This is a genomic window from Gordonia tangerina (assembly GCF_021556435.1).
In the GTDB taxonomy this organism is placed as follows: domain Bacteria; phylum Actinomycetota; class Actinomycetes; order Mycobacteriales; family Mycobacteriaceae; genus Gordonia; species Gordonia tangerina.
The window spans coordinates 1-13168 of the sequence record NZ_JAKGCU010000030.1 but is presented as its reverse complement, the minus strand read 5'-3'; the positions used below and the strand labels follow the sequence as shown (position 1 = coordinate 13168).

Genomic DNA, 13168 nt, shown 5'->3' with positions numbered 1-13168 from the left:
CAGGATCGTCATGAACACCCGCTTCCCCGTTGCCCTTTCGGGCGCTCGTGCGTCGACTCTACTGTGGACCGACGAGGAGTCGATCGAGCACGAGGCGCGCAACCAGCTGCGTCGCGTGTCCGCCCTGCCCTGGGTGCACGGGGTTCGTGTCATGCCCGACGTCCATGTCGGCAAGGGCGCCACGGTCGGTTCGGTCATCGCGATGCGCGACGCCGTCTGCCCGGCGGCGGTCGGTGTCGACATCGGGTGCGGAATGGCCGCGGTCCGGACCGACCTCGTCGCCGACGACCTGCCCGACGACCTGTCCGGGCTACGGTCGGCGATCGAGTCGAAGGTGCCGGTGGGATTCACCTCGCACGCCCGACCGGTCGATCTGCGCCCGTTGCAGGTCGGTGGCGGCTGGGGTGATTTCTGGCAGCGGTTCGACGAACTCCACGACGGCGTACAGAAACTGGATGGCCGGGCGCACAAGCAGTTGGGCACACTCGGCGGTGGTAACCACTTCATCGAGGTCTGTCTGGACGACGACGACGCGGTCTGGGTGATGTTGCACTCTGGATCGCGCAACATCGGCAAGGAACTCGCCGAACGCCACATGTCGATCGCGGCGAAGTTGCCCCACAACGCCGATCTACCCGACCGTGACCTCGCGGTGTTCCTCTCCGGCACAGCCGAGATGGATGCCTACCGGCACGATCTGGAGTGGGCGCAGGAGTACGCGGCACGCAACCGCCGGGTGATGCTCGCGCTGGTGTGCGCGGCCGTGGCGGAGACCTTCGCTGCCCGCACCGTCCGGTTCGACGACCCGATCAGCTGCCACCACAACTACGTGGCCGCCGAGTACATCGACGGCCTCGAGTTGTTGGTGACCCGCAAAGGCGCGATCCGGGCCGGCCACGGCGAGCTCGGGCTGATTCCCGGGTCCATGGGCACCGGGTCTTATGTGGTCCGCGGGGTGGGGTCGGCGGCGTCGTTCTACTCCGCGTCCCACGGCGCCGGTCGACGGATGAGCCGGTCCAGGGCACGCCGAACGTTCACGACCGAGGACCTCGTCGCGCAGACCACCGGCGTCGAGTCCCGCAAAGATGCCGGAGTCCTCGACGAGATCCCGGCGGCCTACAAGGACATCGACTCGGTGATCGCGGCGCAGACCGATCTGGTCGAGGTGGTCGCCCACCTGCGTCAGGTGGTGTGCGTAAAGGGCTGAGTGCCGATATCGGCTCCTGACCTGCGCTCGAGGGATATCCCCCCCGGCGGGCGTCGGGGGCCGACCTCGGCACCACTGACAGGAGTTGCGCCGATCTGGACAATGGATCGGGTGACCGATGGACCTTTGATCGTGCAATCCGACAAGACGCTGCTGCTCGAGGTGGATCACCCCGGCGCGCCGGCAGCGCGCGCGGCGATCGCCCCGTTCGCCGAACTCGAGCGTGCACCCGAACACATGCACACCTACCGGGTGACCCCGCTGGCGCTGTGGAACGCCCGCGCCGCGGGTCACGACGCCGAGCAGGTGGTGGACGCGCTCGTCACCCATTCGCGGTACGCAGTGCCGCAGCCGCTGCTCATGGACATCGTGGACACGATGGGCCGGTTCGGTCGGCTGCAGCTCGTCAAGCACCCGGCGCATGGACTGACGTTGGTCAGCCTCGACCGGGCGGTGCTCGAGGAGGTGATGCGCCACAAGAAGGTCGCGCCCATGTTGGGCGCCCGGATCGACGACGACACGGTGATCGTGCATCCCTCCGAGCGGGGTCGGCTCAAGCAGATCCTGCTGAAAGTGGGCTGGCCGGCGGAGGACCTGGCCGGCTACGTCGACGGTGAAGCCCATCCCATCGACCTACAGCAGGACGATTGGCACCTGCGCGACTATCAGCAACTGGCCGCCGACTCGTTTTGGGCCGGCGGTTCCGGTGTGGTGGTGTTGCCATGTGGTGCGGGAAAGACCATGGTGGGCGCGGCTGCCATGGCCAAGGCCGGTGCTACAACGCTGATCCTGGTGACCAACACGGTCGCGGGTCGACAGTGGAAGCGCGAGCTGGTCGCACGGACCTCGTTGACCGAGGAGGAAATCGGCGAGTATTCGGGCGAACGCAAGGAGATCCGTCCGGTCACCATCGCGACCTATCAGGTCATGACGCGCAAGTCGAAGGGCGAGTACAAGAATCTCGATCTGTTCGATTCGCGCGACTGGGGTCTGATCATCTACGACGAGGTCCATCTGCTGCCCGCACCGGTATTTCGTATGACCGCCGACCTGCAGTCACGTCGTCGGCTCGGACTCACCGCGACCCTGGTGCGTGAGGACGGACGCGAGGGCGACGTCTTCAGCCTCATCGGCCCCAAACGCTACGACGCCCCGTGGAAGGACATCGAGGCCCAGGGGTGGATCGCGCCGGCGGATTGCGTCGAGGTGCGCGTCACGTTGACCGACGAAGAGCGCCTGCAGTACGCGGTCGCCGACTCCGACGAGAAGTACAAGCTGTGTTCCACCGCCCACACCAAGGTCAACGTGGTGAAGTCGATCCTGGCCCGGCACAAGGAGTCTCAGACCCTGGTCATCGGCGCCTATATCGACCAGCTGGAAGAACTGGGCCGCGAACTCGACGCACCGGTGATCCAGGGATCGACCAAGAACAAGGAACGCGAGGCCCTGTTCGACCGATTCCGGTCGGGCGAATTGCAGACCCTGGTGGTGTCCAAGGTCGCGAACTTCTCGATCGACCTCCCGGAGGCGTCGGTGGCGGTCCAGGTGTCGGGCACCTTCGGTTCGCGGCAGGAAGAGGCGCAACGGCTCGGCCGGCTGCTACGACCGAAGAAGGGCGGCGGTCAGGCCCACTTCTACTCGGTGGTATCCCGCGACACCCTCGACGCCGACTATGCGGCGCACCGCCAGCGTTTCCTGGCCGAACAGGGCTATGCCTACCGGATCACCGACGCCGACGATCTGCTCGGACCGACCATCGGCGAGGAATCCGCGAGCTGATCGGTACCGGATGAGGTCCGGTCGAGGTCCCCGATGACACAGGGCTCGACCGGCCTCAGGGTTCGCCGAGGCAGTATCCGAGCGGGTTCGGCAGCGCGAAGTACACACCCAACTGGGTGCTGGCACATGTCGGCTGGCCCTGGGTTCGACTCTCGACCCGCAAGATCTCAGTGCCGGCCGCCTTGATCGCCCCGCATTCCACCTGCTGGTAGTCCGAGAGGCTTGCGGTCGGCAGCCCCCCGACCGGGATCTGATAGCACTCGCCCTGGGTCAGATTCGGGACCAGGCACAACTGCTCCCCGGTCTCCTCACCGTCGCGCAACCAGTACAGCCGCGAGTAGTCGTCGTTGGGGCAGGAGCCGCCGCTGATCTTCTGCGCCACGTAGAAGGTGAAGGCGCCCTCGGATCCGCAGTCCGCCTTGGCAGCGCTGATGTTGTCCTCGGCTTGGCTGCCGCTGATGGTGACGCAGTCGCCGACGGCGACGTCGTCGCTGTCGGTCACCGCATCGCGGGTCACGAACACGACGAGACCGATGATCACCACCAGCAACAGCAGGACGATGCCGATCACCCACCACAACCGCTTGCTGGACCGCTTACCCGATGCGGGTGACGGGTAGGCACCTGCCGGATACGGCTGGCCCGGATAGGGCTGCTGGCCGCCAGAGTAGGGCGGTTGCTGCTGCCCCGGAAAGACTTGTTGTCCCGGATACGCCTGTTGTCCCTGATATGCCTGTTGTCCCGGATATGCCTGTGGGCCGGCGTCGGGCTGCTGCGATCCCGGATAGGGCGGTTGTCCACCCGCCTGCTCACCCGCGGGGTACTGCTGCGTGCCCGGATACTGCTGGCCGCCCGGATACTGCTGCGCGCCCGGATACTGCTGGCCGCCCGGGTACTGTTGTGCGCCCGGGTACTGTTGTGCGCCCGGGTACTGCTGGCCGCCCGGGTCCTGAACTGCAGGATTCTGCCCACTCGGATACTGGCCGCCGGGGTACTGGGTACCGGGCGGATAGGACGGCTGTTGCGGCGATGGATATTGTCCGGCAGCAGATTCCGCGCCCGGATACTGTTGGGCGCCCGGATATTGTTGCGCGCCCGGCCCCGGCTGCGCGGCCGATTCGGTGCCCTGATTCTCCGGGCCGTCTGTCGAATCCGGATGGGGTGGTCCCGGCGGCGTTGTCATAGTGGCAGATGCTACCGCTGCCGACGCGGACTCGGGGCGATGCTGTCAACCCGATGACCGACGGGTGTGCCCGCGCCACCGAGTATGTCAGCCTGGACTGCGTGCGCACCGTTTCCCGCCTTCGTCCCTTCGGCACCACCGTCTTCGCCGAGATGTCGGCGCTGGCCGTCGAGCATTCAGCAGTGAATCTCGGCCAGGGCTTCCCCGACACGGACGGTCCGGCGTCGATGCTGGCTGCGGCTGCGCGGGCGATCGCCGAAGGCCACAATCAATATCCGCCGGGCATCGGCGTGGCCGAGCTTCGCCACGCGGTCGCCCGCCACCAGGATCACCATTACGGGCTCCGGTACGACCCGGACACTGAGGTGCTGATCACTGTGGGCGCCACCGAGGCGATCGCCGGTTCGGTGGTGGGACTCGTGGAGCCCGGCAGCGACGTGGTGATGATCGAGCCCTACTACGACTCCTATGCCGCCACCGTCGCGATGGCCGGCGGCAACCGACGCACCGTCCCGCTCGTCGGCGACGCGGACGGATTCCGGCTCGATCGTAGTCGGTTGGCCGAAGCGTTCACGCCGCAGACATCGATGATCCTGGTCAACTCGCCGCACAACCCGACCGGTACGGTGCTCGCCGATGATGACCTCGCCGAGATAGCCCGGTTGTGCGTTGCGCACGATGTCGTCGCCGTGACCGATGAGGTCTACGAGCACCTGCTGTTCGACGGACGCGTGCACCGGCCGCTGGCCACCTTCCCCGGCATGCGGGAACGTACGTTGCGCATCTCAAGTGCGGCAAAGACGTTCAACTGCACCGGGTGGAAGGTCGGCTGGGTCAGCGGACCCGCCGACCTGGTGGCGGCCGCACGCGCAGCCAAGCAGTTCATGTCCTATGTCGGTTCGGGCCCGTTCCAGCCCGCGGTCGCCCATGCCCTCGACCACGAAATGGATTGGGTACGAGCATCTTCGGCCGAGCTGGCCGGCAAACGCGACCTGCTGTCGGCCGCGTTGCGCGATGCCGGGTTCGATGTGCATCGCAGCGAGGCGAGCTATTTCGTCTGCGCCGACCCGCGTCCGGTGGGTTATGCCGACGGAATCGAGTTCTGTCGCATGCTGCCCGAACGGATCGGCGTCGCGGCGGTGCCGGTCAGCGCGTTCGTCGACGACAAGTCCACATGGCGTCATCTGGTCCGATTCGCGTTCAGCAAGCGGGAGGACGTGATCGCCGAGGCGGCCCAACGCCTTCGACGACTCTGAGCCCGGCATCAACGCGGGGCCCGGGGCATCAACGCAAGGCCGGCATCACCTGGTGCTCGAACAGTTCCAGACTGCTGGTGTCGTGTGCGATGTCGGGGAAATAGAAGATTCCGTACGACATCCCGGCCTCGGACAGTCCGGACAGGTTCTCGATGACCTGCTCCGGCGTACCCACTGCGGGCATCCCGCGGAAGGCACTCATGGTCGCGTTCGCCACGTCGGCTGGCACGAATCCTGCCAACCGCGCCTGGAGCGCGTCCAGCCGCTGCGCCACCTCGGCGTCACTCTCGGCGATGATCACGTTGTAGTTGGCCGACCTGACGATCGAGTCGTAATCACGTCCCAGGTCGGCACAATGCTGTTGCAGCACCGAGGACTTGTGGGCGAAGCCGTCCGGCGTCCCGTCGAAATTGGTGTAGTCGGCGTACTTCGCCGCGATCCGCAAGGTCTTGCGTTCCCCGCCACCAGCGATCCACAGCGGGAGTCGCCCGGCCTCCGGCTGCGGAGCGCAGATGGCGTCGTCGACCTGATAATGCCTGCCGTCCAACGTGGCTCGGCCCAGTTCCCAGGCCTGTTTCATGATCTGCACTCCTTCGTCCAGGCGTGCAAGACGCTCCCCGGCCGACGGGAAACCGTAACCGTAGGCGCGCCATTCATGCTCGTACCATCCTCCCCCGATACCCATCTGCACCCGACCACCCGAGATCAGGTCGGCGGTCGCCGCAACCTTCGCCAGGTACATCGGATTGCGATAGCTCATCGCCGTGCACATCTGCCCGATGTCCACTCGAGAGGTGGTCGCGGCGAACGCCGACACCAGCGTCCACGCCTCGTGGGTCGCCTCGTCGGTCGGCAACGGGACGGTGTGGAAGTGGTCATAGACCCAGATGGAATCCCATGCGCCGGTGTCGGCACGGCCGGCCAGGCCCGACATCACCGACCACTGGTCGGCCGGCGGTATCCCGGTCAGATCGAGTCGCCAGCCTTGGGGAATGAAGAGACCGAAGCGCATGACCACACGCTACCGTCGTGAGGGCGCGGCCGGCCACGGTCGCACACCCTAAACTGGGACGAGAGTCCGACAGCGGGGTCGGTCGGGGGCAGGCAGGAGAACGAGTCCGATGGCAAAGGGCCGCAGCGAGCAGGTGGCGAACACCCGGGGTCTCCTGCTCCGCACCGCTGAACGACTGTTCGCCGAACAGGGCATCTCGTCGGTCTCCAACCGCCAGATCAGTGAGGCCGCCGGGCAGGGGAACAACTTCGCCGTCGGCTACCACTTCGGCGGCAAACTCGAACTGGTGCGGTCGATCCTCGCTCACCACAACGCGGCGATCGAGCCCATCCGGCGGACGATGTTGGCCGACCTCGGATCGACGGTCCAATTGCGCGACTGGATCAGCTGTCTGGTCCGCCCGCAGACCGACTACCTGGATTCACTGGGTGCACCAACCTATTTCGCGCGATTTTGCGCGCAAATCACCACCGACCCCCAATACGGTCGAACGCTGTATGAGCAGGCCGATATCTCCGACGAGCTGATCACGTTGCTCACCGGGCTCTATTCGGCGCTGCCCGCCCTGCCGCCGTCGGTCCTCGAGATCCGCGACACCATGGCCCGGAACATGATCGTGTTGACCCTCGCCGACCATGAGCGGGCGTGCGCCGATGGCGCCGCGACCCGCTCGTGGTCTGAGGTCTCCGATCAGGTCGTCGACGCTCTGGTCGGCATGTGGCTGGCGCCGGTCGTCGGACCATCCGACGACTCGTCGCCCGCCTAGTTCTCGCCTTGTGCCCCGCACGAAAGCTCAGATGATCGACCCCACATCGCGCGCCACGATCTCGTCCAGCGCCCGCTCGGCCACGGCGGCGATCGTCATCGACGGATTGCATGCCGCGGTGTTGCCGGGGATCAACGCACCGTCGAGAACGTACAGACCGCGTTGACCGTGCACGCGACCCTCGAGGTCGCACACCGGCCCCATGTTCGCCCCTCCGAGCGCATGCCACGTCGAGGGCACCACCGCGTTGGTGTCGGTGAGGATCCCGGTGGGCCCGGCGATCGCGGCGGCCGTTGGGTGGATGGCACCGTTCTGAATCCGCGCGTCGCCCTCGTGTGGCCACCAGAGTTTGGCCTCCCCGGCAGCAGAGTCGTAGGCGAAGTGCCCACGCGCATCGCTCACTCCGAAACCAACCATCATCGTGCTGTGTGAGTCGAGACCGAAACCGGGTATGGCGGCTTGGATGACCGTATGGGCGCGGTCGGGATCAGACCAGTTGAGGCTGCCGTACACGACCGGGCCACCCTGCACTGCGCCGAAACCACCCGATGGGTCCGACCACAGGTAGATTCGATCGGCGTTGGTTCCCCACCCGTGCCCGAGTCCGTCGGGCAGGTCGCCGATCAATCCACGCGCCGACGCGCGCACCAGCAGTTTGGTGGTGTTGAGGCTGCCCGCGGCCATCACCAGTGCACCGGCGGTGAGGATCTTCTTCTCCCGCACGGTCCCGTCCGACGCGATGCGATCCACATGCACCGTCCACCGGCCGTCGCGTGCGCGAGCGACATCGGTCACCTCGTGCTGCGGGCGCACATCGACCAGTCCGGTGCGCTCGGCCGCGGCGAGGTAGGTGACGTCGACGGAATGTTTGCCTCCGTTGTTGACACCCATCGCGCCGGAACCGTCGGTGTAGGACGGCTTCATCTTGCCCTCGATCTCGGCGAGCGCATAGTCCCAGTCGATCGGCATGGGGATCTTGGACACCGGAAGACCGGCGGAGCGGGCATGGCGGGCGAAGGTTCGCACCGCGCGGTAGTTCGGCGTGTTGATGAGTCGGTCCGGCGCGGTCTCGATCTGCAGCATCCGCGCCACGCGCGGGTAGTGGATCCTATTCATCGTCGCCCAATCCAGCTGCTCTGGCAGCTGGGTGTTGAACACGTCCTGCGCCGGCTGCAACGTCATCCCCTGATAGACCAGTGAGCCACCGCCGACGCCGGCCGCACACAGGGCGGTCATGTTCTGCCCGATGACCGTTTCGACCAGCCCCACATACGGGCCGAAAGGCATTGGCCTACCAAAAAGTTCCGGTTCCGAGCGATACCACAGCAGGCGTTTGTCCGGCTGGGTCGGATTCGGGAAGGTGGTGGCGTTGGGGCCGGTGCGCCATCGTCGACCTCGCTCCAGCACCACTACCGGCACGCCTGCTTGCGACAGGCGAAGTGCGGTGACACCGCCTCCGAAACCCGACCCGATCACCACCACCCGGTGATCTTCCCGGGTCACTTTCACTCGGCGCACAGGCGCCGAGAACACTTGCCCCACATTCGATGAGGTTGCCGCGGCCGCCCCCACGGCCGCCACCCCACCGAGAAATGATCGACGTGCGATCACGTCAGTCCCCCTCGAGCGTCTCGTCCTCGTGGGCCCACCTAAGGGCGGCGGGCCGGGAGATATTGAAACATGTTTCAGTCATCCGACTCAAGGCTACGCGAGATCGCACGCGCTGACGCCGCTCGCTCGCGCGATGCCGCTGGAGGCACGCCATGCGGGCACGCGCATGTCCGGGAACATCACGACCCGCGGGGGTCGGCGGGATAATCCAGATCGTCGCCCGCTGCGGTGATGTCGGCGGACACTTTCCGACGGCGCCATGCCCGGCGGCGGCCTGGCTCGGCAGTTCAACGCGGAGATCGACGAGCACAGTAGCGCCGCCGAATCGCGGAGATAAACAAGCAGTCTGGACTGTTTGTGATTTTCGCACTACCGTCACCGACATGACCGAGCACGAACCCGCTCCCACGCGAACCCAGGCACAGCGCACCGCGGCCACCCGCGCCAGGGTGCTCGACGCCGCCATCGACTCGCTCGTCGAGCTCGGCTATGCGCGTACGACGACGCAGGAGGTCAATCGGCGTGCCGGGGTTTCGCGCGGCGCTCTACTCCACCATTTCCCCACCCGTGAGTCGCTGGTCGTCGCCGCTGTCGGCCATCTGGTCGAGGCCCGCATGACCGAGATCCTGCAGCGCCCGCGCACCGGCGGCGAAGACATCTCGGTGATCATCGAAGCCTTCAGCGGACCTCTGTTCGACGCGGCGCTCGAGCTGTGGGTGGCCGCCCGAACCGACGACGCATTGCGCATCGCCATGGCGCCCCTCGAGCAAAAGGTCTCCGACGCGCTCACCACGGGCAGCGAAGAGCTTTTCGGCGCGCGCTACACGCCCGATCAGATCGCATTGTCGGTGGAGCTCGCGCGCGGCCTTGCGGTCTCACGCATCCTGCGCACCCCAGACTCCGACCGCGCCTTCACCGACCGCGTACTCACCACTTGGAAGGACATCCTCGATGCCCAGTGATCCCACTCCGATACATCGCTGCGACCGGCTACCCGACCGCGTCGACGTTCTCGTCGTCGGCGCCGGATTCGGCGGCCTGGCAGCCCTGCATCGCCTGTCCGTCGACCACCCCGATCTGAACGTCCTCGCTGTCGAGCGCGCCGAGGGCGCGGGCGGGGTGTGGCGCGCCAACGACTATCCCGGAGCCGCGTGCGACGTCCCCACTTCGCTGTACTCGCTGTCGTTCGCACCGAATCCCGACTGGTCACACACGTACGGGCGCCAGCACGAGATTCGCGACTACCTGGTGGGCGTCGCGGCCCAGTTCGATGACCGCATCCGTTACCGCTGCGCGCTGCTGGATGCGCAGTGGGATGACGCCGCAGGTGAGTGGTCGGTCACCACCGAACTCGGTGGTCTTCGGTGCCGGTTCCTGGTGGCTGCCCCCGGCGCGCTGTCGGCGCCGGGAGTCCCCGATCTACCGGGGTCAGAGACGTTCGACGGTCACGTATTCCACAGCGCGCGCTGGGATCACGAGCACACCTTGTGGGGCCGTCGGGTCGGGATCGTCGGCAGCGGCGCCTCGGCGGTGCAGATCGTCCCGGAGATCGTCGACGAGGTGGAGCACCTGGTGGTCTTCCAACGCACACCCGCGTGGGTCGTGCCGCGCCTCGACCGCCGCATCGGACAAGCCGAGCAGGAACTGTACCGACGCATTCCCGCGTCGCACCGCCTGATGCGCAGGATGGTCCATCTCTACCGCGAGTCCTATGTGATCATGATGGCGCGGCGTCCGGAGTTGCTGCCGATCGCCATGGCGATGGGTAAGGCACAGCTGCGGCTCCAGGTGCGCGACCGCACGCTGCGGCAGCGACTGACCCCGCGATACACCATCGGGTGCAAGCGCATGCTGCTCACCAACAAATGGTTTCCCGCGCTGCAGCGACCCAACGTGACGGTCACCGGCGCACTCACGGCGTTGTCCGACGGTGGCGCGATCGACGACTCCGGAACAACGCACGAGGTCGACACACTCATCTATGCCACCGGTTTCACCCCCACCGAACCACCCATCGCCCAGCACATTCGCGGGCGCACCGGCGCCACGCTCGCCGAAACGTGGGCCGGATCGCCGTCGGCCTACCGTGGCGTGTCGATCCACGGGTTCCCCAATCTCTTCTTCCTGTACGGGCCCAACACCAACCTCGGGCACAGCTCGATCGTGTTGATGCTCGAACCACAGGCGCGCTACGTCAGTACCACGATCGCCCACCTGCGCACCGCCGGCATCGACACCGTGGAGGTGCGGGCCGACGCCCAGCATCAGTACAACTCCCATCTCGACGACGAACTCGCCGGAACGGTCTGGAACACCGGCGGCTGCGCCAGTTGGTACATCGACTCGTCCGGCCGCAACTCGGTGATGTGGCCGACGTTCACGAACACCTATCGACGGCTGATGTCACACTTCGAGCCGCTCGATCACCGTCTGGGTCGTCGCCACGGTGCGACTGCCGGCCAATCGGCGCGCGAAGCTGAGGTCGGCCGATGACGACTCGCGACGACCACTACGACGTCCTCATCGTCGGTTCGGGATTCGGCGGCTCGGTTGCGGCGCTGCGCCTGGCGGAGAAAGGCTACCGCGTGGCGGTGCTGGAGGCGGGACGACGATTCGCCGACCATGAACTCCCCAAGACGAGCTGGCGCATCCGGGACTATTTGTGGGCACCGGCACTCGGATGCTATGGCGTACAACGTATGCACCCACTTCGCGACGTGCTCGTGATGGCCGGCGCGGGAGTCGGTGGCGGGTCGCTGAACTATGCGAACACCCTGTATCGACCGTTGCCCGCGTTCTTCGACGACCCGCACTGGGGCGCCATCACCGACTGGGCGAGCGAACTCGACCCGTACTACGACCAGGCGGCGCGCATGCTGGGCGTGACCACTTTTCCCGACACCACCGCCGCCGACGAGGTGATGGCCCAAGTCGCCGAGGAAATGGGCGTCGGTGACACCTTCGTCCGCACCCCGGTCGGTGTGTTCTTCGGAGAACCGGGCAGCACCGTCGCCGATCCCTACTTCGGCGGTGCAGGACCTGACCGCACCGGGTGCACCCAATGCGGTTCATGCATGACAGGGTGTCGGGTGGGCGCGAAGAACACTTTGGTCAAGAACTACCTACATCTGGCGGAAGGCCTCGGCGCGCAGATCATCCCGATGACAACGGTCGTCGGCGTGCGACACCAGACTGTGGGCGGTTACGAGGTCGACACTCGTCGGACGGGCGCGAAAGTCCGTCGCCGGCGACGCACCTTCACCGCCGATCAGGTCGTCTTCGCCGCTGGCACCTACGGCACCAACAAATTGTTGCTGTCCATGCAGCGCTCCGGCAACCTGCCGAGGCTGTCGGGCCGCCTTGGAAAGGTGGTGCGCACCAACTCCGAAGCAGTCCTGGCCGCCACCGCACGCGACACCACCACCGACTACACCCGCGGCGTCGCGATCACCTCATCCTTTCACCCCAACGACCACACCCATATCGAACCGGTCCGCTATGGCAAGGGCAGCAACCTGATCGGACTGCTCCAGGCGATCCTGGTGGACGGCGACGGCCGCACACCGCGCTTGCTCAAGGCGATACTCGCGATGGCCGCGCACCCGGCCACCACGGCGCGGTCGCTGTCGGTGCGCCATTGGTCGGAACGGACCATCATCGCACTCGTCATGCAGACCATCGACAACTCGATCGAACTGTTCGCGGCGGGCACCGGGCCGGCGCTTCGAAGTCGGCCCGGCGACGGTGACCCGCCACCGAGATGGATTCCCGAGGGGCACACCGCCGTCCGGTCCGCCGCCCGACAGATCGACGGAGATGCGGGCGGTTCGCTCGTCGACCTGCTCAACATCCCGATGACGGCACACTTCCTCGGCGGTTGCGCCATCGGCGCCTCCCCTGAGGACGGTGTGGTCGACGCCTACCATCGCGTCTTCGGATATCCGGGACTGCACGTGGTAGACGGTTCGACCGTGTCGGCGAATCTCGGAGTCAATCCGTCATTGACCATCACCGCACAGGCCGAGCGCGCAATGGCGCTGTGGCCCAATGCCGGAGAATCCGACCCTCGCCCACAACTCGGATCGGACTATGTGCCCGTGGAAGCGGTCGAACCATATCGCCCGGCCGTGCCACCATCGGCGCCGGGTGCACTCCGTCTGCCGATCACTCCGGTGCAGCGGTGGGCGTGATCGGCCGGCCGGCCTGGATACGCCGCCCGACCTGACGGATCGGGGCGTACGGTGTCGCGTATCGCGCACCACAAGGGTTGCTGTGCAACCGATGTGGCCGTCGGGTACGCGACACCGTTGCGGCGCCGTTGTTTCACGCTATGGAGTTCTCAAGGGACGGTTGC

General features: G+C 66.5%; 10 protein-coding genes. 7 read left to right on the top strand and 3 right to left on the bottom strand.

Annotation, left to right across the window (positions count from 1 at the left end; translation table 11 throughout):
* Nucleotides 1-10 precede the first annotated feature (10 nt).
* Both L1892_RS21735 and L1892_RS21730 read left to right on the top strand, forming a co-directional pair.
* Complete coding sequence (locus L1892_RS21735) at nucleotides 11-1207, top strand: RtcB family protein (RefSeq protein ID WP_235725859.1); 1197 nt, start codon at nucleotides 11-13, stop codon at nucleotides 1205-1207.
* Between the two features lie 111 nt (nucleotides 1208-1318).
* Nucleotides 1319-2986, top strand: coding sequence for a DNA repair helicase XPB (locus L1892_RS21730; protein WP_328713204.1), 1668 nt, complete (start codon nucleotides 1319-1321; stop codon nucleotides 2984-2986).
* A gap of 55 nt (nucleotides 2987-3041) precedes the next feature.
* On the opposite strand, the gene L1892_RS21725 is transcribed toward L1892_RS21730, so the two are convergent.
* Nucleotides 3042-4169, bottom strand: coding sequence for an LppU/SCO3897 family protein (locus L1892_RS21725; RefSeq protein ID WP_235725857.1), 1128 nt, complete (start codon nucleotides 4167-4169; stop codon nucleotides 3042-3044).
* A 53-nt stretch (nucleotides 4170-4222) separates the two neighbouring features.
* Between L1892_RS21725 and L1892_RS21720 the strand changes: the two genes are divergently transcribed.
* Nucleotides 4223-5425 (top strand): pyridoxal phosphate-dependent aminotransferase, encoded by a 1203-nt coding sequence (locus L1892_RS21720; protein WP_235725856.1) that lies wholly within the window; start codon nucleotides 4223-4225, stop codon nucleotides 5423-5425.
* 28 nt (nucleotides 5426-5453) lie between these two features.
* Here L1892_RS21720 and L1892_RS21715 read toward each other — a convergent pair whose 3' ends face one another.
* Entirely contained in the window at nucleotides 5454-6437 is a 984-nt protein-coding gene (locus L1892_RS21715) for an LLM class F420-dependent oxidoreductase (protein ID WP_235725855.1), read from the bottom strand.
* Between the two features lie 109 nt (nucleotides 6438-6546).
* Between L1892_RS21715 and L1892_RS21710 the strand changes: the two genes are divergently transcribed.
* On the top strand, nucleotides 6547-7203 hold the full coding sequence (locus tag L1892_RS21710) for a TetR/AcrR family transcriptional regulator (protein WP_235725854.1): 657 nt from the start codon (nucleotides 6547-6549) through the stop codon (nucleotides 7201-7203).
* A 27-nt stretch (nucleotides 7204-7230) separates the two neighbouring features.
* On the opposite strand, the gene L1892_RS21705 is transcribed toward L1892_RS21710, so the two are convergent.
* A complete protein-coding gene (locus L1892_RS21705) occupies nucleotides 7231-8814 on the bottom strand; it encodes a GMC oxidoreductase (RefSeq protein WP_372475386.1) in 1584 nt (527 codons plus the stop codon).
* 383 nt (nucleotides 8815-9197) lie between these two features.
* Here L1892_RS21705 and L1892_RS21700 point away from each other — a divergent pair, with 383 nt between their 5' ends.
* The 3 genes from L1892_RS21700 to L1892_RS21690 are packed head-to-tail and all read left to right on the top strand — an operon-like array spanning nucleotide 9198 to nucleotide 13004.
* The gene (locus tag L1892_RS21700; RefSeq protein ID WP_235725853.1) at nucleotides 9198-9776 is read left to right on the top strand and encodes a TetR/AcrR family transcriptional regulator; all 579 of its coding nucleotides are present in this window, start codon (nucleotides 9198-9200) and stop codon (nucleotides 9774-9776) included.
* Nucleotides 9766-11307, top strand: coding sequence for a flavin-containing monooxygenase (locus tag L1892_RS21695; protein ID WP_235725852.1), 1542 nt, complete (start codon nucleotides 9766-9768; stop codon nucleotides 11305-11307). Before L1892_RS21700 ends, L1892_RS21695 begins: the two co-directional genes overlap by 11 nt.
* Nucleotides 11304-13004, top strand: coding sequence for an FAD-dependent oxidoreductase (locus L1892_RS21690; RefSeq protein ID WP_235725851.1), 1701 nt, complete (start codon nucleotides 11304-11306; stop codon nucleotides 13002-13004). Before L1892_RS21695 ends, L1892_RS21690 begins: the two co-directional genes overlap by 4 nt.
* Nucleotides 13005-13168: the final 164 nt, after the last annotated feature.

Bases quoted from the DNA above. Each gene is read 5' to 3' on its own strand.
- L1892_RS21710 (WP_235725854.1), top strand. From the start codon at position 6,547: ATGGCAAAGGGCCGCAGCGAGCAGGTGGCGAACACCCGGGGTCTCCTG.
- L1892_RS21735 (WP_235725859.1), top strand. From the start codon at position 11: ATGAACACCCGCTTCCCCGTTGCCCTTTCGGGCGCTCGTGCGTCGACT.
- L1892_RS21695 (WP_235725852.1), top strand. From the start codon at position 9,766: ATGCCCAGTGATCCCACTCCGATACATCGCTGCGACCGGCTACCCGAC.
- L1892_RS21725 (WP_235725857.1), bottom strand. From the start codon at position 4,169: ATGACAACGCCGCCGGGACCACCCCATCCGGATTCGACAGACGGCCCG.
- L1892_RS21715 (WP_235725855.1), bottom strand. From the start codon at position 6,437: ATGCGCTTCGGTCTCTTCATTCCCCAAGGCTGGCGACTCGATCTGACC.
- L1892_RS21690 (WP_235725851.1), top strand. From the start codon at position 11,304: ATGACGACTCGCGACGACCACTACGACGTCCTCATCGTCGGTTCGGGA.
- L1892_RS21720 (WP_235725856.1), top strand. From the start codon at position 4,223: ATGACCGACGGGTGTGCCCGCGCCACCGAGTATGTCAGCCTGGACTGC.
- L1892_RS21700 (WP_235725853.1), top strand. From the start codon at position 9,198: ATGACCGAGCACGAACCCGCTCCCACGCGAACCCAGGCACAGCGCACC.